The organism is Novipirellula galeiformis, assembly GCF_007860095.1.
GTDB lineage: Bacteria > Planctomycetota > Planctomycetia > Pirellulales > Pirellulaceae > Novipirellula > Novipirellula galeiformis.
The window spans coordinates 277,952-303,354 of sequence record NZ_SJPT01000007.1 but is presented as its reverse complement, the minus strand read 5'-3'; the positions used below and the strand labels follow the sequence as shown (position 1 = coordinate 303,354).

14 protein-coding genes are annotated in these 25,403 nt (G+C 56.2%); 5 read left to right on the top strand and 9 right to left on the bottom strand.

The genetic code is table 11. The features are described from left to right. Positions 1-88: 88 nt before the first annotated feature. Positions 89-1,006, bottom strand: coding sequence for a DUF1559 domain-containing protein (locus Pla52o_RS19330; protein ID WP_146596260.1), 918 nt, complete (start codon positions 1,004-1,006; stop codon positions 89-91). Positions 1,007-1,148: 142 nt separating this feature from the next. Between Pla52o_RS19330 and Pla52o_RS19325 the strand changes: the two genes are divergently transcribed. Next, entirely contained in the window at positions 1,149-2,180 is a 1,032-nt protein-coding gene (locus Pla52o_RS19325) for a hypothetical protein (protein ID WP_231612480.1), read from the top strand. 108 nt (positions 2,181-2,288) lie between these two features. On the opposite strand, the gene Pla52o_RS19320 is transcribed toward Pla52o_RS19325, so the two are convergent. The 3 genes from Pla52o_RS19320 to Pla52o_RS19310 form a co-directional block, all read right to left on the bottom strand. After that, positions 2,289-3,398, bottom strand: a complete 1,110-nt coding sequence (locus Pla52o_RS19320) for a leucine-rich repeat domain-containing protein (protein WP_231612479.1) — start codon at positions 3,396-3,398, stop codon at positions 2,289-2,291. 384 nt (positions 3,399-3,782) lie between these two features. Continuing rightward, positions 3,783-5,075, bottom strand: a complete 1,293-nt coding sequence (locus Pla52o_RS19315) for a PQQ-binding-like beta-propeller repeat protein (RefSeq protein ID WP_146596259.1) — start codon at positions 5,073-5,075, stop codon at positions 3,783-3,785. Between the two features lie 126 nt (positions 5,076-5,201). Then, positions 5,202-5,648, bottom strand: a complete 447-nt coding sequence (locus tag Pla52o_RS19310; RefSeq protein WP_146596258.1) for a hypothetical protein — start codon at positions 5,646-5,648, stop codon at positions 5,202-5,204. 449 nt (positions 5,649-6,097) lie between these two features. Between Pla52o_RS19310 and Pla52o_RS19305 the strand changes: the two genes are divergently transcribed. Together Pla52o_RS19305 and Pla52o_RS19300 are read left to right on the top strand one after the other, a co-directional pair. Next, positions 6,098-8,329, top strand: coding sequence for an efflux RND transporter periplasmic adaptor subunit (locus Pla52o_RS19305; RefSeq protein WP_197169368.1), 2,232 nt, complete (start codon positions 6,098-6,100; stop codon positions 8,327-8,329). A 33-nt stretch (positions 8,330-8,362) separates the two neighbouring features. Then, positions 8,363-10,573, top strand: a complete 2,211-nt coding sequence (locus tag Pla52o_RS19300) for an HlyD family efflux transporter periplasmic adaptor subunit (protein WP_146596256.1) — start codon at positions 8,363-8,365, stop codon at positions 10,571-10,573. An 881-nt stretch (positions 10,574-11,454) separates the two neighbouring features. Here Pla52o_RS19300 and Pla52o_RS19295 read toward each other — a convergent pair. Both Pla52o_RS19295 and Pla52o_RS19290 read right to left on the bottom strand, forming a co-directional pair. Next, positions 11,455-12,594 carry a hypothetical protein gene (locus Pla52o_RS19295; protein WP_146596255.1) on the bottom strand — a complete coding sequence of 380 codons (1,140 nt, stop codon included), beginning with the start codon at positions 12,592-12,594 and terminating at the stop codon, positions 11,455-11,457. Positions 12,595-12,845: 251 nt separating this feature from the next. Beyond that, entirely contained in the window at positions 12,846-16,238 is a 3,393-nt protein-coding gene (locus tag Pla52o_RS19290) for a PVC-type heme-binding CxxCH protein (protein WP_197169367.1), read from the bottom strand. Between the two features lie 700 nt (positions 16,239-16,938). Here Pla52o_RS19290 and Pla52o_RS19280 point away from each other — a divergent pair. Beyond that, the gene (locus Pla52o_RS19280; RefSeq protein WP_146596254.1) at positions 16,939-18,252 is read left to right on the top strand and encodes an O-acetylhomoserine aminocarboxypropyltransferase/cysteine synthase family protein; all 1,314 of its coding nucleotides are present in this window, start codon (positions 16,939-16,941) and stop codon (positions 18,250-18,252) included. Positions 18,253-18,288: 36 nt separating this feature from the next. Continuing rightward, positions 18,289-20,073 carry a homoserine O-acetyltransferase MetX gene (gene metX, locus Pla52o_RS19275; RefSeq protein ID WP_146596253.1) on the top strand — a complete coding sequence of 595 codons (1,785 nt, stop codon included), beginning with the start codon at positions 18,289-18,291 and terminating at the stop codon, positions 20,071-20,073. Between the two features lie 400 nt (positions 20,074-20,473). On the opposite strand, the gene Pla52o_RS19270 is transcribed toward metX, so the two are convergent. The 3 genes from Pla52o_RS19270 to Pla52o_RS19260 form a co-directional block, all read right to left on the bottom strand. Continuing rightward, entirely contained in the window at positions 20,474-20,884 is a 411-nt protein-coding gene (locus Pla52o_RS19270) for an FKBP-type peptidyl-prolyl cis-trans isomerase (RefSeq protein WP_231612489.1), read from the bottom strand. 293 nt (positions 20,885-21,177) lie between these two features. Next, a complete protein-coding gene (locus Pla52o_RS19265; protein WP_146596251.1) occupies positions 21,178-22,059 on the bottom strand; it encodes a hypothetical protein in 882 nt (293 codons plus the stop codon). A 109-nt stretch (positions 22,060-22,168) separates the two neighbouring features. Further along, positions 22,169-25,261 carry a valine--tRNA ligase gene (locus Pla52o_RS19260; RefSeq protein ID WP_146596250.1) on the bottom strand — a complete coding sequence of 1,031 codons (3,093 nt, stop codon included), beginning with the start codon at positions 25,259-25,261 and terminating at the stop codon, positions 22,169-22,171. Positions 25,262-25,403 lie beyond the last annotated feature (142 nt).

Here is a 25,403-nt window from a genome sequence, read left to right as displayed (position 1 = left end):
TGCGGGAGGACGAAGGATGAGGTGGAAAACATCGGCCCACGTTGGCGACGCCAAGCGTTTGTGCCAGGATGTTCGTTGCGGGGTGGGGCTAAGGTGCGTGCGGGTAGGGCATTCGCAATTGCGACCATTGGTGGTAGAGACGCAGGTCAACGCTCTCGGTCACGAAGGACAGATGGCCATCGCCCCACAAAAAATTCGCACCGCCGGGGTGACGGCTGGAAAAATCACACTCGTCGGCCAAAGGATGATTGACCCCTTCGAGTGCCGATCCGACCAAGCGGGCTGCCGCGTCTTCGCCCGCCAAAGCGACGCCCAACCAAGTGGACGGGACTTGGGCCATCGTGCGTTCGCCAACCACCAATGTGTTAGAGAGTCCGCGTGCGAAATCGCGAAAGCGAACCGATCGGTTTTCTAAAAACGCGCCATCACCGATAGGAGCAGGGACTGCGTCGTCGGGGTCGAGTGTTCCGAACACGCCGACATAGTTTGCGGTCGGCAGTTGAACGAGCGTTTCGTTTGCGTCGTGATTTGCGAGGTCTCTCCCGACTCCATGCTCTTCGTCCTCTTCATCCATGGCGTATAACGCAAACGCCGACTCGGCAATGTCGGACGGACAAAGCATGATTTCAAGCGACGTGCGGCGAGCTTGAGCATGGGCGGGGTCACCGATCGCTTTGTGGGGATCGATCGCGTCGAACAGCGCCGGTTGTTCGAGGAACGGTAACAACGGCACGGTCCATCCGTACGCCGATTGGCTCGACGGCTCAAACGCCCATCCCACCGGCAGACTGCGTTTAGCGTCGTGGTGATGATGCAGCGCGATGCCGATCTCACGCAGATGGCTGACGCATTGAATCCGCCGCGACGCCTCGCGTGCCGCTCCGATTGCGGGCAACAACATCGCCAAAGCAATGCCGAGGATCGAAACCGTGACCAGTAGCTCTAGGATCGTGAAGGCGACGCGTTTCTGGGGACGCCACGCGTGGCGCGGCTGAGATGGCTGCATGAGATACTCCGTTTTCAAAAAGCCCACCAAGAAATTACGGTGTTTTTAGTTTTTCTGCAATCCCAAGCCGCCGCTGGCCTTGCCCTGATTACGAAGGCTTTAGTAATTAGGCCTTTTCGACTTCCTCCTTGGTCACCGTGAATTGAAGATAGCTTTCCATCGGCCGTTGTTATTGAGTTTGGGATTGCAGGGCTGGGCATTGCAGGGCTGGATTGCCGCTGCGTTGTTGGTTGTTTTCTTGCCCGTCAACGCTTGGGGCCAGTTTCTCGATCCCCCACCCGACGCGGATTGGCTCGCGCTCACCTCACCGACCGATGAATCGTTGCGGGGATCGCCGTTGGCCTTTGCGCCGAATTGCCCGCCGCTTTGCAACGATTCTGGGGGTATGGATTCCAGTTTTATCGATTCCGGTTTCATTGAAACCGATGCAGAGCAAACTCAAACTCGCTTGACCCCGCGTGCGACGATTTGGAACCGCGTCGTATCGGACCATCGGAACTACTACGACCTACGCTCGTTTCAATTGCTGGGGGGCGGTTTTCTGATCGGAGCGGCCGTCGCCAACACGCAGCTTGACGAGGAGCTGCACCGTCATTTTCAAACCAGCGTTGGGGGAGCGACCAGCGATGATTGGTCCGAGTTTTTGCATGCGGACAAAGAGCTCGGCAACGGCCTCTACACACTGCCGATTTTTGCAACCGCTTGGGCGGCGGGAGCGTACTTTGACGAGTCCGCTGTCTTGACGACCGCGGGGCGATGGGGCGAGCGTTCGTTGCGATCGTTTTGGGTCGGTGCCCCGCCGCTGATTTTGGCACAGCGGTTGACCGGTGGCTCACGTCCAAGTGAGAAGGACCGCGGCTCACGTTGGCTGCCCTTCCAAGACAACAATGGGGTCAGCGGTCACGCCTTCATGTCCGCGTTGCCGTTCCTCAACGCCGCCAAGATGACCGAGCGACCGTTGCTCAAGGCGACCTTCTTCGCCGGATCGCTGCTGGGGCCGTTGTCGCGAGTGAACGACGATGCCCACTACCCGAGCCAAGTCGCGCTCGGTTGGTGGATGGCCTACGTCGCCGCATCGGCGATCGACCGTAGCGAGGGGGCCGCCAGCAATTTGCAGGTCTATCCCTACGTGGCCGATGGCGGCTACGGCGGGATGCTAGAGTGGCGGTTTTAGATGCGGCACGCCCCGCGGAGATTGAGGGGACGTGTCGCTGGGAAGTTGCAGCGGGCCTGGTTTGGGCCTGCAAGCTTTATTGCCTGCGTTTTATTCCTTAGTCCTCGATTATTCCTCAAGGTATTTCAGCTGGATTTCGGCTCCAGGCAGTTTTGCCTTCAGCTTGTCGACACCCTCTTGGGTGACCGCCGTGCGGGTGACTTTTAAGTCCTTCAATGCCGTCATGCCTTCGAGGTAAACCAGTCCCTCGTCGCTGATCTGAGTGGACCCCAGATGCAAGAAGGTCATGTTGGTTAGATCTTTGAGATAGGGCATGCCCGCGTCACCTAAACGCGTGTTATCCAAGTTGAGCGATTCAAGCATGGTCAACCCTTGGAGCGGCTCGATGCCAGCGTCGGAAATGTTGACGCGCCACAGGTTCAACTTTTTGAGCTTGGTCAATTCGCTCAGCGATTGCATGGCGTCATCAAACAATTGAGCACACTCGCTAAGGTCGAGTTCTTCAAGATTTTTCAGTTTGGCAAGTTCGGCCATTCCCATTGCATCGATTTGATTCCGAGCAATACGCAGCTTCTTAAGATTTGGAAAGCTTGCCAGGATCGTGATCGCGTCGTTTCCGATCGTGGTTTCGGCCATGTACAACTCTTGCAAATTTTTCAGGCCGGTGAGCTCTTCGAGCCCGAGTTCGCTGACCCACAAGAAATCGATCGCCAAGACTTTGAGATTGGCCAGCTTGGCGACGTGTTGCATGCCGTCATCGTCTACGGTGCAATCGCCACTCTTTCCCGACAATCGTAGTGCCTTCAACTTGGCCAGCGGCGTCAAATGGGCGAGTCCCGCATTACCGATTTTGCAATCTCGCAAATCGACGTTCTCGAGCGTTGGAATTTCTCCCAGCGTTTTAAGTCCTTCGTCGGAGACCGCGGTTCCGGCCAGCAAAACCGAACGCACGCGTGAGAGTGGTTTCAGTAGCGCCAAATGCGTGTCGTCGATCTCCGTGCCACGGAAATCGACTTCCACGATCGCTCCATTGGCATCCCGTTTCAGCTTCGCAGAGACCTGCTCCAACGCCGCCACCGTTTCCGGGGCCTCCTGGATCTGCTCTTTCACCTTGCTAGGGGCGGTTGTGGTCGATTGGACGTTGTCGGGGGATTCCGTTTTGGAATCACAACCCGTGCTTAGAATCAGGGCAGCCAAAAGGATCGATGTGTATCGCATAATCAAATCGGGGTGTAAAAGTCGCGGGGCGTTAGGAGAGTGGGGAATGCCGCAGTCGCCATGCCAGTGTGATGTCGATTGCAGTGCGGTCGTTGAGCATAAGTCGACGGTGCGACCGAGCGTACGGGGCAATCGGTCGATCGCTCTTTATTGCTGGCCACCCCATCCCTTTGGGACCTCTGGGGCCTTTTTAAGCTTTGCAACTTGAGAACGGGGGCAACTTCAGTACGCGCAATCCACTTGATTAAACCCAAAATGCTCGGTTTTTCAAACCGGGGGTTGGTTTGCTTTGTGCGCTCGAGATACGGGCGAGCGGACGAAAGGGGGCGAGCCCATGGCGTCCCAGGGGGGACGCTCGACCGGACGGCGTTTGCCCGGGGGGCCCTATTTCAACTTGTAGCACATCAGCTTGTCTTGCTCACGCAAGTACAGTTTGCCACCCGCGATGACGGGATGGGCCCAACTTTGGCCTTGTTGGAATTCAGGCTTCACGATGCTCACGACGTCGAATTTTTCCGGGGTGGCTTTGGTCAAGATCAACGTGCCATCTTCGCGACGATAGAGGATGTGCCCATCGGCATAGATCAGACTGGTTTCTCCCTTGCCTTTGGCTCGCTCGGGGCCCCAGGCGATCTTTCCCGTCGCCATCTCGACGCAAATCGGCAGCCCCGTTCCGTTGCCATGACCGCAATAGATATAGCCATCGATCAACGTCATGCCACCATGTTTGTTTTGCAATTCGCGACCTTCGAGCCAATAGTCTTCGCGCGCCTTGACGCCGCCCTTTCCATCGCTCGAAAGGCTCAACAGCGCTGAACCGGTGCCGTATCCGGTGCTGGTGAAGACATGGTCGCCATCGACCAATGGCGTGGGGATATTCGCGGTGGTGTTGGCAACGCGATTGTATTGCCAAAGCAATTTTCCATCCGCGGCGCGAACGCCAATCAAACCGCGGCCGACCAATTGGATGTATTGTTTTACACCGCCGCCATGGGAGATCACGGGCGACGAATAACCGGCCCCGTCGTTGACCTTTTTTCCACCACTTTCCAAATCATCGCCAGCGAGTTTGCAAGCCCAGATGTCTTTACCATTGGTTTTGTCGAGTGCGACCATCAAGCCTGCGTTTCCGCCGGGGGTGCAAATCAAACGGTCTCCGTCGACAAGCGGAGATTCGCTGAATCCCCATCCGCTCATCATCTTGCCATTCCATTCCTTAAAATCACGACTCCAGACTTGGGAACCGTCTTTGGCGTTCAAGCAAACGATGCGACCATCGCTGCTGACCATATACAAACGATCGCCATCGATGGTGGGCGTGGTGCGACTTCCTGCGTAGCCATGTTTCGGTGGAGCGGCGGTGATCGCTTGTTTCCAAAGGATGTTGCCCGAGCGTGCATCGATCGCGACCGCCGATTGGCTGTCGTCAAAATTGCCGGTGGTGTAGATACGGTTTCCGGCAACCGAAACGCTCGCGTAGCCAGCGCCCAGCCCTTCGGCCATCCATTGCAGCGACGGTCCATCGGTGCCCCAGGATTCAAACAGTCCCGTTTCGGAAGACCGGTTGGCGCGATCGGCACCACGCCAGCCGAGCCAATCTTCGGCGTTTGCGACTAAGCACGCGCACAATACCGTCCCGACGATGGGCAGACTCGCCCGCAGTGAAAACAAACGCATAAAGTTGATCCTGAGTGCTGGCGTCATGAAAATTCGGATTTGCCCCGTGGGAGCATTGGGGCTCCCGAAATTGTAAACGATGGGCGAACGCCACGTCACTCATGCTTGGTAAAGCTTTCAGTCGTCCTACACGGGCAGGCCGCGGACCTTCACAAATGCCGAAATGGCAACGATCACACAAGCCAAAAATACAATCACTTTCAACCATTTCGGTCGCTGGCTTCGCATCGCGTCGAATTTGGGACTACGCCCTACCAAGACCGAAGCGATGAAAAAGACGACCAGGGCGAGGATCATTTTGGTGCCTACCAACGCGTGGTAGAGGGCGTCGCCTTTGTGTCCAGGGATCGCGCGGATGTAATTGTACATGCCGCTGAGCAACAACAATAAAATGCCGGCATGGACAAAACGTTTCCAGCGTCCAACGACCGCAGTGCTGATCGATCCTCGCGAGTGATCGTCGAGCCCTTGCGAGGAGGGCAAGAATACGAACAACAGAAACATGGTGCCGCCAACCATCGTGATCGCCGTGCCAACATGAGCAAATCGAGACAACACGTCGAGGAAAAACATCGGTCGAGAGCTCCAAAATCGCGTGAGGGGTAGGCCAACGGAGGATTAGAAGCCATCGGCGGACAATGACCAAGCCCTGGTTGGGAGTTGGGAGAGTGGGAGAGTGGGAGAGTGGGAGAGTGGGAGAGTACGTGTCATTTGTCTACTCGTTTTGGTGCCCCTCAGCCGTTCTGATAGAGCGGACTCGTCGGGTGGCGAGAATCGATTCGCTGCAATGTAAATTCGCGTTTTTTACCCCAGGCACTACAATCGATTCAAACCGCACCAGTCGTTCGGTCTGCCCAATCGTTAGCCCCGCCGAACTGTTTACTCCCTTTGCTCAAATTTAAAGCCGCTTCGACTGAATTTCGGAACTAGCCTCGGATTTTGAATCGCGGACCTTGAAACGCGGATTTTGAAACGCGAAACGTGCAATGCGACTCGTTGTTCGTCCTCAACTAGGCACTCTGTTGAACGCTTCTTCCACTGGCCGAATTGACGCTGCTCACGCTCATCCTTCGGATTCCACCGTTGCGGGGGATCCCAGGCGGTGCGTTGCATCGATTGCCAAACGCAGCGGTGACCGCAGTGAATTCATTCGTTTGCTGGCCCGTCACTTGCAAACCGAATTTGAGGTCGGCTTGGTCGCCATCGTTGCCCCGGAATACGAGCAACCGATCATGTTGGTCGTCGACGAGGAGTTGGGAGCGCAAGTCCATCGCCCGTCGATCCGTCAATCGTTGCAGAGGGCTACCTTGGTAGCGACCGCAAGCGAAGTCGCGTTAATGGACCCGTCGAATCCCGAGGATGACCCCACCGGTGACCCCGCGGGGATTGTCACGGGCGATCTCTCCGACGACGCTTCAGGCGACCACGAGGCGGTGCATCGAGAGGACGACGTCGATACGGCATTGTCGGTTCGCGGCTATCGCATCGAGTTAAAGTCCGCTCCCGAGCGACTCGCGGTCTTACTCGTCCATCGTGTCAGCGAACGTCCCACTCCGGCCGAGCAGGTGCAAATCCTGCGTCGGCTGAGTCTGTACGGAAACTCTGTTCGTGACCTGGATGCGGGAGCAGGTTCGAGCGACGCCTCAACCGCCGAGCCCACCCCTCCAACATCCAACCCGTCGCCTGGGACCCCACCGCAAAATGCGGGCGTTAATCTGACCCCGATTGCCGGCCGTCCGCAGGGGCCTTCGTGGCTTGCCCAGCGGCGCAATTTGTTGCAATTGCATCGCAGTTTGGAGGTCGACGCGACCGCCTATCGAATCGCAAATGAATCACGGCGTTTGATCGGTTGCGACCGAGTCACCGTCTTGGTTCCTCGCGGGACTCGATTGCGGGTGCGGGCGGTGAGCGGCGTTGCGGTCGTGGACAAACGCAGCAATACGGTGCGCGGTATCGAGCGAATGGTGCAGCGTGCGATCGTCTTGCCGGGGCCTCTGGTTTTGCCGCAATCGGACATGTTGCCGCCCCAAATCCAAGAACCGTTGGACGATTACCTCGATCAATCTGGTGCGACCTGTGCGGTGCTATTGCCAATCCGAATCGCTACCACGGCATGCTCAAACGACTTCGAAGAAGAGTTTGAAACGGATCCTTTCGTTCGTGATGGTGAACTCGTCGGTGTCATCCTGGCGGAATACTTCAGCGGGCATGATTCGCTCGAGGTCAACGGCGCGATGCAGGTGGTCGCCAGTGAGTCATCGGTAGCGCTGCACAACGCGTTAGAGCATGAAAGCATCTTTGGGCTTGGTGTTTGGAAATCGATCGGACGGGCTAGACGTACTGGAAAACGGGTCTGGATCGCGGCCGCGATTGTGATGGTCGCAGCCCTGGCGGTCGCATCGGTAATCGTCCCCGTGGATCATTACATCATCGCAACCGGTTCCGTGGAACCGACTCAGCGTCGTCAAGTGTTTGCCGCGGTCGATGGAGTTGTCAAATCGTTGCATGTGGTTGATGGGCAATCGGTCGATCGGGGCACGCCGTTGATTCAACTTGAAAACGCAGAACTTCAACGCAATGACGAATCGATTGCGGGCCAGATCCAAACCACGTTACAGCGTTTGGCCTCGATCAAGGCCGTTCGACTGAGCGGTGAGGGCAACGAGACTCAGTCGAGCCGGATGGCGATCGAACAACAACAATTCGAAAGCGAGTTGGCGAACTTGCGATCCCAGCATGCGATCATCCAAGCTCAACAAGAGGATTTGGTTGTCAAAAGTCCCATTCAAGGCACCGTGGTCGGTTGGCAACTCGAACATCGACTCTCGCGTCGCCCGGTCTCACGCGGCAATCTCTTGCTAAGCGTGGTCGATGAAAGCGGGCCTTGGGAATTGAAGCTGCAGATCCCTGATCGTGAAGCGGGTGCATTGTTGGAATCTGTGAAGCAGAGCGAAGCGTTGCCCGTCACCTTTGCGGTGGCGACTCAGCCCGACCGTTCTTACCACGCAACGTTGCAGGGGGTTGCTACGGCGGCACGAATCGATGAACGCAAAGAAGCGGTCATCGATGCGACCGCTCGCGTCATGCTGCATCCGGCATCCCAATCCTCGACGGATGTGTTCGATCCTGAGGATGTGAAGATTGGCGCGGATGTGACCGCACGTGTTTATTGTGGCCAAAGGTCGGTTTTGAGAAGTTGGTTTAGTGACGTGTTTGACTTCATCAATCGCAACGTCATGTTCTACTTTCGCTAACGAAATTTGCTCTGTTCTCGCAGCGTGCAACGTATGTCGAAATCCAGCACCCCATCGAGCAACGCCATCGCCGTTCGCGTTCGCGCAGACCTCGTGGCGGTACAGACACGACATCAAAACGAGTCGGCGTACGTGGTTAAAGATCCCGTGGCGATGACGTACCACCGACTCCGCCCAGACGAGTACTTTATTCTCGATCGTTTGGATGGCACTCGTAGTCTCGACCAATTGTGCCACGACTACGAGCATACCTTCCATCCGCAAAAGGTATCCAAGAGCGAACTGAATCAATTGCTATTTCGCTTTCACCAAAGCGGGTTGACGATCTCGGATGCGACAAACCAGGGAGACCGTCTTTGTGAACGTCGCCACAAGGAACTGCGACAAAAATGGATGCAGCAATGTTCGAGTTTGCTCTTCATTCGCTTTCCTGGCGTCGATCCGGAACCGTTCCTGCGACGCGTCTATCCTTGGGTTGGGTGGCTGTTAAGTCCATGGGCGATTGTGGTTGCGGGATTCATCTGCATCGCCGCAGCGTGCATGATGTTGGTTCGTTTGCCCCTCTTTGCGGCGGAGTTTCCGACCATCGGAGTTTGGTTGCGGTTCGAATCGATCTTGATCCTGGCGGCCGTGATCGGAGGAACAAAGGTCTTGCACGAACTCGGGCACGCGCTGGTGTGTAAACACTTCGGTGGTGAGTGCCATCAAATCGGTCCGATGTTGTTGGTGTTCACACCCGCACTGTATTGCGACACCTCCGATTCGTGGCTGCTGCCGAATCGATTCCACCGCGCCGCGGTCGGATTAGCGGGGATTGGTAGCGAAGTCATGTTGGCCGCGATTGCGACTTGGGTTTGGACGCTGACCGCTGAGGGGCTGGTTCATTCGATTGCCATGAACGTGATGCTCGTTTGCGGCGTCAGCACGATTGTTTTTAACGCCAATCCGCTGCTGCGTTACGATGGTTATTACGTGCTTGCGGATCTCTGCGACGTGCCAAACTTGGCCGAGCGTTCACGACGATTGTTGTCGGATGCTTTGAATCGTTGGTTGTTAGGCGTCGATGCAGTGCCCGATCGGTCGCTGGCACCGGCGACCCGATTTTGGATGATCGCTTACGCAATCACCGCGGCGGTCTACCGTTGGAGTTTAACCCTTTTGATTTTATGGTTTGTCTCGCTTATGTTGCGTCCCTATGGACTCGAATCGATTGGCCGTTTGTTAGCCGCATTGGCGATACTCGGGATGCTGTACAGTTTGCTGCAACGTCCGCTGCGGTTTTTTCGGAACCCTGCTAGACGGACTCAGGTGCGCGTGGGCCGTTTGTTTGTTTCCGTAGGGGGACTCGTTTTGATTGGAGGGTTAGCGTTGTGGCCGATGCCGTCTTCGATCTCGACGACCGCTCGCATCACCCCACGCAAGCAAACCTCGATTTATATTTCCACGTCGGGAATGCTTGAATCATTGAAGGCACATCCCGGAGACACGGTCAGCACTGGAGACGCGATTGCTGTGTTGGTGAATCATGAGGTCGAAGCTGACTACGTTCAAGCACTCGGCCGCGTCCAGGCTCAAACGGGGCTGATCGCATCGCTGCGTCAAAGTCGTTACGAATCTCCTGAAGCGGCGAACGAATTACCCGCCGCGGAGGCGTTGTTGAGCGATTTGGAGGAACAGTTGAAAACACGTCGAGAACGGCGTGATGCCCTGGTGATCCGCGCGACCGCCAGCGGGAGATTGATTGTGGGGGCACGCACTCCCGACGCAACGGGGCAAGGCAATCAAGATGCATTCCAGCTCGTCAGTGGATCGGGGTATCCGACCGACGCCGAAAACGCAAACGGTTATTTACGCTCAGGCACGGAATTGATGTCGATTGTCGAAAGCGAGGATTGGGATGTCGAGGTTGTGATGTCACAAACCGAGGTGCAACGCATTGCCATCGGTGCATCGGTGAAATTGGCGCTAGAATCCGACACGACGAAGGTGTTTTGGGGCAAGGTTAGCGAGATTTCACGAGCCGAATGGACGGCTGAGATGAACACGCCTCGTTGGGATGATGCGAACGCCAGCCGCCAACAGGCTCCTGCGGCAACCTCGTACGTCGTCCGCGCCGCCATCGAGCATCCCGAAGGACTCAACCTGATCGCCGGTGGTGGTGCAATCAGTCGCATCGAAGCTGCCCCGCTCTCTTTCGTTGCACGGATTTTTCGTGGACTTAACAGCCTGTTGCGTTTCCGCTAAGGCATTTTGGAAAATGACGTGCATTCAAACCGTAGCGGCGTTCGCAAGAACGCGGTCCACCGTCGAGTGACACTAGCTACATCAAAATTGAAAATGCTCTAGGCAAATTGCTGGGTTTCGGCCCGGAATACTTCGGAAACCGCAACTTCATAACGCAATTGTGAGGGACCGAATGGAGAGAGAGATACGCCCTCGCATACACGAGTATCCGGGCTAAGCCTGGGCTGCTAAAACTTTGGTATGGACAGAGCATTTCATGAAGGCATTTTTGTTCCGCGATCTTTGTCCTGAAGGCTTTGTCATCATCCCGAAGGGATTCTTAGAAAATAGCCGGGGATAAGCGTAGCGACATCCCCGGAATCCGAACCGTAGTACACCTTGCGGGGGCGGTTGGGACATCCGCGCTGGCCTTCCGGTGGTGTTCGCTGCGCTCAAACCACCGGCTACTGTCTGTCATCCCGTCGGGATGAAAATTGCGCAAACCAAAAAAACACAACCCCAACTTTTCCACGGTCCGGGCTAAGCTGCTAGACCTTAAACAAGCGAGGGTGTGAAGGAGAAGGACTATGAGCCGACTATGAGCCGGTGATTCACATCACGTTGACACCGATGGATTTAGGTGTCACTGGGGGGTTTGGGGGAATGGCGATATCCCGTTTCTCGCTTCGAAACGGTCGCATGGCTGTGATTCCTTTTATTTCTTAATCGTAATCTTACTCTTAATCCTAATCTTCACGATTGGGCTTCAGTCGGGCGTGGTTGCGCAGACGGGATTAAGATTAAGAGTAGGATGAAGATTAAGGATTGCTTGTTTAAGGGCTAACGCACGTTTTCACGACGCCACGTATCAGACGCAAACAATTGCCCGTGCGGTTAACGTGCTACTGTTTTTTCAGCGTCATCGTGTACTCGACCAAGTTGACGAGTTGATCGGCCGTCATCAATCGCTGTAGATCTTGCGGCATCAACGACTTGGTTTGCTTCTTGAGGATTTCAATCTCGTCCTTGCGGACGGTGTTATCGATCCCTTCCGCGGTACGAAGTGTGACGGCGTCTTCGCTGTCGTTGATCAGCAATCCGGTGATCGCCGAGCCATCGTCGGTGAGTAGGCTGTAGGTTTCAAAATTATGGCTGACCGCGGCACTCGGATCGAGTATCGAAACGTACATGGCTTCACGGGAAAGTTTGCTGCCGATCTCGGACAAATCGGGACCCACGTCTTTGCCTTCGCCAAGCACCTTGTGGCAATGGTTACAGGTTCCGATGGTGCGAAAGACGATAGCGCCCGCGGCTACGTCGCCGCGTCGTTGCACGAGAGTTTCCAGCGGAGGCAACGGTTGGCTGTCAGCGGTCGCGGGAAGTTCAAGGTACTTCGCCGCGCGTTGTTGGATCGCGTCTTGATCGGACGAGAGCAGCACGTTGGCAGCTGCAAATTTTAGGTCCTCGGCAAGTTTGCCGTCGGTGACTAACGCCAACAAGGCTTGTTGGCCATCGGTGCGGCGTCCGATTCCCGCGACCGCTGCGGTGCGGACACCACGGGGATATTTTGCCGACGTGAGAATGGGCAACAGAAGCGGGACGGTTTTATCGCCGCCAGCATGCCCGACAAGCGTCGCCGCCGCCACGCTGCGTTCCAAATTGTCACTGTCGATCGCCGAACGCAACCGTGCTTCACACTCCATCGAGAACAAGATTTTCGCCGCCCGCACTCCGTTGCTTTGATCGGAGTGGGATAGGCTGAACTCAAGCAAATCGTCGGCCATTTCGGCAAGCTTGAACCGCTCGAGCAATTCAAAATAGGAGTCCGTCCCCGGTTGGGCACGCAAATACCGTAGCAATGCTTCCTTGGCTGGTTTTGACGATTCGATATCAAAGCTTTTCAGCCGTAACACGGTCTCGACAATCAACTTGTCTTTCGCGGTGAGCGGCGGTGGAGTCGCCGTGGATGTATTTTCTTCGGCCACGACGCAGCTGCACGCCAATAGCAGGCATACGATCGGGAAAATGTGTTTTTGAAACATGGGCGGGGTGCGAGGCGGTAGGTGGCGAGAGGAAATTATTCGATGCGTCGATCAATGCTTCGCTGAGTTTGCAGAACCGATCTCGCTGATGCGTTTTGAAGTTGCCCATTTTTCATCACCCGAAGCGTCAGCGAGGAGACGTCACGGTTGACTCGGTCCCAGACCTACGCTTCGGGTTAAGATTGGCCAGGTCAAACTGCAATAGCGTAACTTCAAAACGGACGCCCCGGGTTATGGCTTGCATTCAAGCCTCAAAGTCCCAGTAGACTTTTGAGTGCGAGTTCTTTTTCGTCTCCGTCATGGAAGTCAAACGCACGCATGTAGCGTGCTTGATCCGCTTCGTCGGTCGCGGGGTCTTGCAGGATTTTCACGAGCAATGCGGGGGCGGACTTGGCTCGGCTGCGCCAGACGATGTCGCGGCCCGCAGGCGTGTTCCAATCGTCACCCACGGTTTCGATCCAAGCTGCGAAACAGGCGTCTGCATCGGTGTCTGAGGCGAGCCCAAGTGCTTCTAAGTACCAGCGATCTTTGCCGTCGTACTGAACCGCCAACTCCGCCCATCGCTGTGGCTTTTGAGTTGATTCGCAATGGCGCAAGGCCACCAACAATTCACGACGAACCTGAGGTGATGCGTCGCGGATCAGCGGCGTGACATATTCGCCAATTTCGAGATTCAATTGACGGGCCAAACGCACCCCCACAATACGCAGGTTCGGATCGGGGTCGGCGATCGCCTGGGCAACTGTTTTGGGACCGCGTCCCTCGATTTTGCCCAGCAACCATAACGCTCGGGCTCGGTAAATCGGATTCTCCGATGACGCCATTTTTAGCAGTGCCGATTCCGCCTTGGCCCCCATGCGGTGAAGCGATTGCCAAGCGACCGAGCGAGCCGAGTTGTTCGGGCTTTTTAATCCATCGATGGCTCCATTGACGGTGCTGAAATCAAGCTTCGGCACCTTGTAGTTGCCATCGTGATTCGCGGGCACGATGCGGAACAAACGTCCTCGGTCGAGATCGCCCATGCCATGTCCCCCGACACCGGGATCGTACCAGTCGGCGACGACCAACGAACCATCGGGAGCGACCTTCACATCCGAAGGTCGGAACCATGGATCACGGCTGCCGGTCAACAGATTGCGGATTTCGGCTTGATAGCCGGCGCCGTCATTGTCCACGACGTAGGCGCGGCATACGTTCGGTCCAGCGTCGCAATGAATCAATTCACCACGCAACGTCGGCAACAAATCGCCTTCGTAAACCGCAATCCCCGTGGGCGATCCCGCGCCGGTCAACAATAGATTGGGAACGACGCCGGGGTCGTTTAGATGCCAATGCCGCTCGGGGATGTTATCACTCATGCCGGTGCGAGGCGATTGCCAACCCGCGCCGGTTTTTTCGTCTTTATAGCCGTAATTTCCGTATTCCATCACATAGTTAATGCGGACCCCTTTGTTGCCGTCATCGTCGTTGTCGGATTGCCAAATCGACCCGTAGGAATCGACCGCGACCATCCAATTGTTGCGGAAGTTCCAACCCAGGGTTTCGAAGTCGCTACCGTCAAGGTTGCAACGAAACACCATGCCTTCTTGATACGGTTGCCGCTTCGCAGCCACTTCGTTGCCGGCCGCATCGATGATCGGTTTGCCCTCTTTGTCGCGGACTTGTTGGCCGACATTGCCAAAGTTGAAATACAACTTGCCATCGGGGCCAAACGTGAAGGCGTGGATTCCGTGATCATGTTGAGCTCCAGAGATGCCGCTAAAGAGCACCGCTTGGTGATCCGGTTTGTCGTCGCCATCGCGATCGGTAAACAAAAAGACTTTGTCGCCGGCCGAAACGATGACTTTGTCACCGAGCACACAAACGCCATGCGCTGAATCGATATCCGTACCTTGGTAGAAGACCGTTTCTTTGTCCGCTTGGCCATCACCATCGACATCTTCGAGAATCAGGATCCGGTCCCCCTCGGCTCGTTTTCCCTTGTGCCCTCGGTAGTTGACGACCTCACACACCCAGACACGACCGCGATGATCGATATCGATGCTTGAAGGGCTGAGCAGTTGTGGTTCGGCGGCAAACAACATCGCCGCGACGCCAGTGCCGACATCGAGATTCTCCAATGCATCGGCGATCTCGTGTGATCCTGAGGCAGCGCCCGGAGCGATCGCAAGCGGAGGGGCTTGCGTGTAGACAAGAAACTCAACCTCGCTAGCGCCCGCTTGGTCGGTACCGCCGTTATCGAGTCCTCCGAGGGCGACAAAACGCTCGTATCCCGCGGGGATTTCAAATCGGATCACGGAATTGGAGTGCGTCCCGATTCCGTAGGAAACCGGCTCGCCGGCGATCCGCAGCGGTTGCCCGTTGGCGTTTTTGTTCACGTTGACGCTGCCCCATTGCGAGGAAGCTTGTTTCCACTTCAGCTCCGTTAATTTCAGTTCACCGCGTGGGCCGAGCAAGCGAGGTTCTGCCCAATCGGCCCAATCGCACGCGATACCGTTTCCCCCATCGGTGACGACCAAAAAGAGCTGTTGGGCTCCGTCGAGGGGAACATCGATCGCAACCGCGTGCCCGGGCGTTTGCTTGGACACCGGCTGACTCGCGAAAATCGGCTGTGCGGCTTCACTGGACGACCCGTTTGCCTTGGCGTCTTGCGGCACACCTCGTTTGATTCGCTTGGCATTTCGGGGCTTGGCATCCGGTTTTTGTTTGGCATGGGAGGCCGCCTCAGCAGGCTTCGGCTCGTCTTGATTCGCCTCGAGTTGCTCTTGTGACGGATCGCCACTCGAGACGCCCTGGGGCGGGACTTCGCCATGAGCGGTCCACACGATGGCATTGAGCATCACTTTGCGAAAATTCTCGTCGCCCCAATTCCAATGAAAGTGGCCACCGGTAAAGCCGAATCCGCGGCCACCACCTTCACGCTCGGCGGCCCACGCCATGTGTTGGATTTCGTGATTGGCGATCGCTTTGCGAACCGCGGGATTGCCGCTGTGCGGACCATCGGGGCGGCGCAGCGTGTCGACGGGCGGATGAGCCGACAAAATGGGCGTGACGCCCTTCATCTCGTCGCGAAATCGCATGTGATAGTACCATTCGTCATTGATGGCGAACGGTTTGACTCCGCGGCTGATCGGATGCTCGGGGAACGTTTCGTACTGGGCGACCCAGTGCGGATTGACCGACCAATTCGCCTCGAAATAGCCGCCGATCCAATCGAGGAACGCGTCACCGGTTTTCCCCGCGGGCGTTTCCACCCCGTAGTGAATGCACACCAACCCCACCCCCTTCTTCATCAACGGATCGAGTTCGTCGATGTGCGGGTTCAACAAATGTCTAGCGCCTCCGTCACAATAAACCACTAGCGTGTCGAAACCTTCGAGTGCCTTGACGCCCTCATCCGGCCAGCCCTGTTTGATCACCTTCACTTCGACGTTGGGCAGTGCTTCGGTCAGCGAATTGGCGAGCAGCAAGCATCCAGCGTAATGTTCGTGCGAACCATAACCATGGCTGGGGCGTCCGGCCAGGAAGCCAACCTTCAATGGTTTGTCGTCTGGCAGCGGGGCGACGCCGGGACTCTCGCAGCGTCCTTGATGGATCGGGATCAGCGACCAGGCCAACAAACAAATCAAACTCAGCGTTCGCATAGTAGGTGCCTTTGGGCAAGGTGAGTGAGCGAAGGGGCCGCTCGGCATGAACTCGTTGGGAGCGGCCCGTTGAAGCGAGTCCGGCGCGGGACGAATTCAGTGGGAAGCCGAGAGAAGGAAGGCGGGAGCTGCGTCATCTGAGCGTAATCGATTGAAAATGGCCGGTCAACTTTTCTGCCCCCCGCGAACGCTGCAAGCCAACCGAGGACTCCTTTTCGCTACCGGTTTGCCGCTACCGGTTTGCCGGTGGGGCTGTGAATCAATGGAAGTGGCTGTCGTCGAAGCAAATATTCGTACCCCAATGCCTCCGCGAGAGCCAACTGCCTCCTCGAGGGCGCGAGGGACCGGATGGCAATTGGCAAAAGTTTGCAACTCGCCCGATTTGGCCTCGCTTGGATCTCGCTTTGCTTCTCTTGGCAGGCTGAGCCTGCGGCTTTGAATCAGACGCGAGGCAACACCGCGGAGGAGGATTTCGCGGCGGGGGCTGATCGAGTATGCTAGTCCGCCACCGATTGGTATAGCTCAACCGTTGCAAGCCGAGGCAAGCTAGGCCTCGCTGCCGCCGCAAAACTGGGGTCTTTTTTCCCCCAGTGTGTGGGGCTATGGCTCGCAACGCGTGCCGTCTTGGGGCGATTCTACCGAGCAGGTTGACATTGCTTTCCTTCCACTCTCTCTCCTTCACTTTGGCAAGAAACAAAAGATGTCCGATACTTCCAAGTTCCGCCCTGCCACCCAGACGATTCACGCTGGCCAGGAGCCTGATCCGACCACCAATAGTCGCGCCGTGCCGATCTATGCGACCAGCAGTTATACGTTCAACAGTACCGAGCATGCTGCGGGATTGTTTGGTTTAAGCGAATTTGGAAACATCTACAGCCGCTTGATGAATCCCACCGTGGATGTGCTCGAGAAGCGTTTGGCCGCCCTGGATGGGGGCGTGACCGGCCTCTGTTTTGCCTCGGGGCAAGCGGCCATTTCCGCCGCGATCTTGACGATCGCTCATAGCGGCCAGAACATTGTCAGCGGCACCTCGCTGTACGGTGGCACTTGGACCCTATTTACCCAGACGTTCAAGAATCTCGGCATTGAAGTTCGCTTTTTTGACCCCGATCATCCCGAGCAAATCCATGACTTGGTCGACGAGAATACCCGTCTGGTTTACATGGAGAGTATCGGCAATCCGAAGAACGATGTGCCCGACTTCAAAGCGATCGCCGACGCATCTCATTCGGCTCCCCACGGTGCGTTGCCATTGATGTGCGATAACACCGTGATGACTCCGATGTTGTTGCGCCCGATCGAGCATGGGGTGGATATTGTGGTCTACAGCACAACGAAGTTCATCGGCGGTCACGGAACGCACATTGGTGGCGCGGTCGTCGACAGCGGCAACTTCAAGTGGGCCGACAATCCAAGCAAGTGGCCTGAATTGTGCGGTCCATCCCCTTCGTATCACGGCGCTGTGTTCGAAGAGCATCTGCGCCCGATGGGGAACATTTCGTATTTGCTGCACACCCGCACCCATTGGTTGCGTGATACCGGGGCGGCGATGAGTCCCTTTGCTGCATTTTTGTTCCTGCAAGGCCTCGAGACGTTGCACCTGCGAATGCCACGTCACTGTGAAAACGCGAAAAAGGTTGCCGAGTACCTCGAGGCGCACGAGTTGGTCGAGTGGGTCAACTATCCCGGATTGAAGTCGCATAAAGACTACGCTCGCGGTCAACAGTACATGCCCGACGGCCAAGGTGCCATTCTCGGTTTCGGAATCAAGGGCGGCATCGAAGCGGGCAAGAAATTCATCAACTCCTGCAAACTTTGTTCGCATCTCGCTAACATCGGCGACGCCAAGACGCTCGTGATTCATCCCGCCAGCACGACGCATCAGCAATTGTCCGCCGAAGAGCAAAAACAGGCCGGCGTGTTGCCTGAGTACGTGCGAATTTCCGTAGGGATTGAAGACGTTCGCGACATCATCGACGATTTGGCTCAGGCGCTCGAGGCCACTCGCGCGTAACCTTGCGAGAAATCAAATCCCGTCGAACGCAATCGCATGGAAATGGAACACGTGACTAGCACCGATGACATTCGTGTCGAGGGACCGCTGAAGCATTTGCAGCAGGTCTCCTTCGCAGGCCCGATTGCGCTGGAACTCGGCGGCAGTTTGCCGCGGGTCACCTGCGCCTTTGAGACTTGGGGGACGCTGAACTCGGATTGCTCCAATGCGATTCTCGTGTGCCATGCGGTTTCGGGAGACTCGCATGCCGCATCGCATGATGCGGATGATGCGCCCGGTTGGTGGGAGCGTTTGATCGGCCCCGGCAAGCCGATCGATACCGACCGCTATTTTGTTGTCTGTCCCAACGTCCTCGGCGGGTGCCGAGGAACGACCGGCCCGAGTGATCCAATGCCCTCGGCGGGAACCAACGGGGAATCGCGACCCTATGGGGCCGATTTTCCAGATATTACGATCAACGATATGGTCGATCTGCAACGCCGCTTGGCCCATCATTTGGGCATCGATCGTTGGCATGCGATTGTCGGCGGTTCGCTCGGTGGGCATCAGACGCTCAGTTGGGTGACGCGGTATCCGAAGTCGACGAAGCATTGTATCGCCATCGCAACGTCGTCTCGGTTGACGTCGCAGGCGCTGGGATTCGATGTGGTCGCTCGCAATGCAATTCAAACCGATCCGAATTTTGCAGGCGGCCAGTACTATGACCGCGCGGAAAAGCCGACGACCGGTTTAGCGATCGCACGCATGCTGGGGCACATTACCTATCTGTCGAGTGAAGCGATGGATAGTAAATTTGATCCTGACCGCCACGATCCGCGTCATATTGCATCCTCCTTCGAACAACGATTTAGCGTCGGGTCGTATCTAGCCCATCAAGGCCAGAAATTTACCACTCGCTTTGACGCCAACAGTTACATCACCCTTTCGATGGCGATGGATTTGATGGATTTGGGCAGGTCGCGGTTGGAGTTGATGGAGTCGTTCGATGATTGCGAATGCGATTTTTTGATCATCAGCTTCAGCAGCGATTGGTTGTTCACGTCGCAACAATCGTGTGAGATCGTCAACGCTTTAACCGCATTGGACAAACCGGTCACGTACGCCGAGATCACGACGATTGCCGGGCATGACGCGTTTTTGATTGATGCGGATATCGATCAGTACGCACCGCTTGTGCGAGCGCGCTTGAGCGAACACGAACCTCCACCACCCGAAACGACCGAGGCCGAGCAACTCATCATGGGCTTGATCCCCGAGGGGGCTTCCGTGCTGGATTTGGGGTGTGGGCAAGGTGGTTTGTTGGCTGAGTTGCGCAAGCGTGGTCATGACCGATTGATCGGCGTTGAAGTGGCCCAGGATGGGATTCACGCCGCCGCAGCCCAGGGCTTGAATATCATCGATTGTGATTTGAACCAAGGGTTGCCTGCCTTTATCGATCAACAGTTCGACTTTGTGATACTTAGTGAGACGTTGCAAGTCGTTGCTAATATTGAAACGTTGATGGAAGAAATGTTGCGGGTGGGCAAGCATGTGATTGTTGCATTCCAAAACTTTGCGCACCGCTCCTTGCGAGAGGATTATGTCACTCGCGGTCGATCGCCACGCGCGACCGGGTTGTACGATCACGAGTGGTACAATACGCCCAATCGCCGCTTCCCCAGTATTGCGGACGTGCATGATCTGTGCCGCACCAAGCAAGCGATCGTCCACCGTGCCATCTATCGCGATTCAAAGAATCAATGCGAAATCGCGGCGGATGCGGACCCTAACTTGAATGCCGATCTGGCGGTGTTGTTGTTCAGCAAGAGCAGCGGCGAGTAAGGCGTACCGGCGGAGCATCGCCGAGGGCGACTCCGCGTTACGGGAGACCGTTGCCTGGGGGGGGGGCGATTGGAGCTTGGCTCGCACTCTCGCCGGCGCCTCGGGTGAGGAGCGTTCCAAGCCGAAACGCTCTTTTGTCGATCACGAACCGGATGGGACGCGGCATACGGGCAAGTGTGGCGGATTGAAAAAGTTAAATTGACAATTGCAAATTGGGGAAAGTTGCGGGGCGCTCACGAGGGGCTCGCGACGCAGTGCGGTGTCTTTCAATTAAGAATTGTCAATTTACAATTCGCCATTTTTTCAATGGTTTGCCTTCGTCGACGTAAAGTCAACGATCCGGTGCGTTGCGGGAACGCTGTTGCTGGGAAACGGCAAACACGCCACTTCAAAACTGCGACTATGGGTTAATATCGTGCAGTTCGACTTTGAAGTGCAGCGTCGCGTAGGGAGGGATGCTGCCCGGGCGGCCTTCAGGACCGTAACCAAGTTCGTAAGGGATTTCCAGTTCGATCATCCCTCCCTTGCCCACCAATTGCAGTCCTTCGGTCCATCCCGGAACGACTTGGTCTAAGCGGAAGCTAGTCGGTTGGCGTCTCGCATACGAGCTGTCGAACTCGGTGCCATTGTCCAACCATCCGGTGTAGTCAACGGTTACGTTGTCGGTGGGCGACGGTTTGGGGCCAGCGGATTTTCGCAAGATACGATACTTCAATCCCGATTTGGTCTCGGTGAATTCGGTGGGCGCATCGGGATCGACGTTGCTGAGCCCGGTTGGGGTTTTGGAGGCACATCCGCAGAGCAGGAGCATGGCTAGGGTGGCGGCAAAATATTTCATCATTTCGTTCCTCGAATCTGTTGCTTGGGACGCGTTTGGGCAGCTTTCGTTTCAGCCGCATAGGGGTGTCGCTACAATACACGCTTGGCGAATGAATCACTACGTGGGAGCGAAAATATCGACGTGGTTGTGCAAATGCCAAGAGGCACTAAACGAAATCGCCGTGTGCCTGCGTTGTGAGACGTTTGCATAAGGGGTTCCGGCAACAGCAAAACTCGCGTTTGCAAACGAGCGGCTGGCTTCGGTGCAGTCCCCATGCCGCAGGTTTACAAACCTGCAGCAAACGCGCCTGCGAGGAAACCGCCAGCGACCATTCCCATCAGTACCAAGATCGCAAAGATGCGCCTCGTTTGGACCCAATTCTTGGCGACAAAATAAAGGATGTAGCAGGGGACAAACATGGTCAACAAACCCGTTTTGACATTCTGCTTGAACGCTTGGAAGATCAACACAAATTGAGCGCCCAAGGAGATCGTGAGGCAGGCTCCGAAGCCAAGCGCGAGGAACGTTGCCAGCGGATTGAAGCCCCCTCCCTCGTTATCGATTTGGCGTGACACATTGATGGCGATCACCGTGATCGCAGTCGAGCTGACGATCAAAAACAAAACGAGCGTCAACATCCACCACGGCATTCCAACGTTGCCGCTCAAACGATCTTGCGTTTCCTTGGCTCGCGCCATGTCGGCGGCCGCTTTTTGCAGCGCCATGGTTCCATGGGAGATGTCGAGTCCGGGCGTTTTGTGTCCAGAGAGTTGCGTGCCGGTTTGTTTGTTGAAACCACATTTGGTGCACAACACCGCGTCGGCTTGCATCTCGGCACGACACGCGGGGCAGATGGCCGCGACCTGTTGGCTAAAGCCTTCTTCGTTGAACAAATCATCCATGCTGGTGTCGACCGCGACCGGAGCGGCCGGAGCCGGGCGGCGAGCCGCTTGTTGCGGCGCGGCGGGGCGTTGCGGCTTCGCGAGGGCTGAGCCAGCTGGGGCTGTTTTTGCTGGGCCAGTTTTTGCTGGGCCTGACGCTGCAGCTGCTCCTGAGGCGGGCACCCTCAACACCGTTTGGCATCCAGGGCACTTCACCGCTTTGCCCGCAGCCGCGTCAGGGATGTTGAGTGCTTTGCCGCATTGGCAAGTCATTTTGATAGGCATTGCAATCAGCCGATGAGAATAATGTGAATGACGATGCGTGGGATGGCGGCGGCGGATGCCGGCCTCCATCGAACTATCTTGAATCCCCGCGTGACCCGAGTCCAGGCGTTTAGACCGCTTTGCTCTTCAATCGCACAATGTCGTTTTCAACCGATTCGTGTTGCCGTTTCAAATCATCCAACGACTCACGCTCTTTGGCCACCACCTCTTCGGGCGCACGCGAGACAAAGTTCTCGTTGGAGAGTTTTTGTTGTTTGCCGCTGATCTGTTTGACGATTTGGTCGAGCAGTTTTTGCAGACGCGATAATTCGGCTTCCACATCAATGAACTGTTCCAAGTCGACATGCACGTCGATATCCAACCCGCTAATCGCAAGCGGTGCGTCAATTTCGAATGGCTTGGCATGGGAACCCAACTCGAGCACCTCGGCGCCGGCGAGCCCTTGGAAATAGGCTCGCATCGGTTCCAACAACGCTTGCGATGACTCGCTACAGCGGATGGCAACCGGCACGGTATCGCGCGGAGCAATATTCTGGCTGGCCCGGATCCGCCGGATCGCTCCGACCACCTCTTGGAATTCATTGAATTGGCGCTCGATGCCTTCGTCGTAATGTGACGCATCGGCAATCGGCCACGACGCGGTCATCACGAACTTGGGGGCTTCGACCGGTACGGGCAATCCTCGTTTCGGAGCGGCTTCGTTCAAATAGCCCCAGATCGATTCGGTGACAAAGGGCGTGATCGGGTGTAACAGACGTAGCAACGTGTCGAGCCCATGAGCGATTACCGATTGAGTGACCGCGCGAAGGGAATCATCGGCCAATCGCGGCTTGGCGATCTCAACGTAAAAGCTACAGAATTCGTCCCAAGCGAAATCATAAAGAATGCGCGAAGCTTCGGCGAAGCGGTAATGTTCGGTCGCTTCGGTGACTTGTTTGGTAACGGTCGACAAACGGCTCAACAACCATCGGTCTTCGAGCGGTAGTTCTGCGACATTGATTTCTTGCGCCGAATAACCTTCGAAATTCATCAGCGCGAACCGCGCCGCGTTCCACAATTTGTTGACGAAGTTGCGGGCCGTTTCAAAGCGTTCACTGACTACCGCGGCGCGAGGAAACGCTTTGTCGGACGCCGATTCAGCCCATTGCGTCGAGAAGGTTTTCTTGCACGCCGGGCACTCGACCGTGTGTAGTGCTCGGTTTTTCTTGGTTTGGTCGATCAGTTTTTCGCAGTGCGGGCATTCGTACTGGACCGGCATCCGCACGTCTTGCGTCTCGGTCGCCAATCGTGCCAATCCAAAACGCAAGGCATCGGGACCAAACTTTTCGATCACGTCGATCGGATCGACTCCGTTGCCTTTACTCTTGCTCATCGTTTCCCCTAATCCATCCAGGATTTTGGGATGAATAAAGACTTCGCTGAAGGGCACTTTGCCAACGTTATTGAGCCCCATCAAAACCATCCGCGCGACCCATAACGTGATGATGTCACGCGAGGTAATCAGCGTACTGGTGGGATAAAAGTACTCAAGCTCTGCCGTTTGTTCGGGCCATCCGAGAGTGCTATGAGGCCACAAGGCGGACGAGAACCAGGTGTCCAAAACATCGGGGTCACGGACCAATCCGAGTGCTTCAACCTTGGCTTCCAACGCCGCGTCTTCGCTACGCAAGCAGACGAACAGCGAATAGGTACCGTCTTCGTTTTCATCAACCCGGTGCGAAATCTTGCCGGATGCATATTCGGGAAACGTCGTAAGTTGTTCGGAAGCCGCGTTGGCCGAATCCGACGCCACACCGCTGAGAGACCAGATCGGGATCTGGTGTCCCCACCACAATTGGCGGCTGACGGGCCAGTCGCGTTTTTCGCTCAGCCAATCCAGGTAGCCTTTGCGATAACGGGTTGGAAAGATTTTGACCTCTTCACTCGTAACCGCATCCATTGCTGATTGAGCGAGCTCTTCCATCGCGACGAACCATTGATCGGCGAGGTAGGGCTCGATCGGCGTCTTGCTGCGGTCGCTAAGCGGAAGCTCAATTTCACGGTCCTCGACCTCACCGACCAAGTCGAGTGCTTCGAGGTCTTCGAGCACTTTGACGCGAGTCTTCTTGATCGTTAAACCCTCGTAAACGCCCGCTTCGGAATTCATCGTTCCGTCCGAGTTGAGGATGTTGATCATCGCCAAGCCGACGCGTTTGCCCACTTCGTAGTCATTGGGATCGTGTGCGGGGGTGATCTTGACGCATCCCGTTCCCATTTCGGGTTTCGCCCATTCGTCAGCAACAATCGGAATCTCGCGATTCATCAGTGGCAAGGTCACCTTGCGACCGTCCAGGGCCATGTCTCGCAATTGGATCAATTGCGGTAGCATCGTCTTGCGGCGTTCGGCTAATGCATCGATTTGTTTGTTGAGCTCGGTTTTCTCATTGGCCGAGGCCGATTCGAGTTTCGCTTTGAGCTCGGCCTCGATTTTGTCGAAGGCGGCCTCGGGATCGGGATGGACCGCGATGGCGGTATCGCCCAGCATGGTTTCCGGACGAGTCGTCGCGATTTCGATCCGTGTCGGTTCTCCCGGTTTGGGATCCACGACAGGATAGAACAGATGCCAAAAGTGACCTTTCTCGGTTTTGCTGATCACTTCGTCATCGCTGACGGCCGTCTGCAAATAGGTATCCCAGTTGACGAGTCGTTTGCCGCGATAGATGCGTTTTTTGCTAAACAGATCGAAGAAGGTCGCGCGCACTGCGGCGGCGCAGCGATCGTCCAACGTGAACCGGGTCCGCTCCCAATCGCAACTGCAACCCATCCGCTTTAGTTGGCCGAGGATCCGTTTTTCGTATTGTTCTTTCCAGTCCCAGATCCGTTGCACCAACGCTTCGCGACCCAAGTCGTGACGCGTCTTGTTTTCTTGTTCCTTCAATCGCTTTTCGACCACCGCTTGTGTTGCGATCCCGGCATGATCGGTGCCCGGCATCCACAATGCTTCAAACCCTTGCATCCGTTTGGTCCGAACGACGATGTCTTGCAGCGTATTGTTCAAACCATGCCCGAGGTGCAACGCCCCGGTCACGTTCGGTGGCGGGATTACGATCGTGAAAGGTTTGCGGTTCGGGTTGGGTTCGGCGTGAGCACACCGCGCGTCTTCCCAGGCTTTGGCAATGTCCGCCGCTGCGTCCGAATGATCAAATCGAGTCGGAATCGTCATGATTTTACTATCGCTAAACAGGGTGTCTCGGTTAAGTCTCGGTCTCAGTGAAGTCACGGACCCCGGGGGCCCCCACAGACGGGGTTCAGGGCGTTTCGTGACCGCTTGTTCGTTTTTTAGTGTTGGGTTGGCCGCGTCGGTC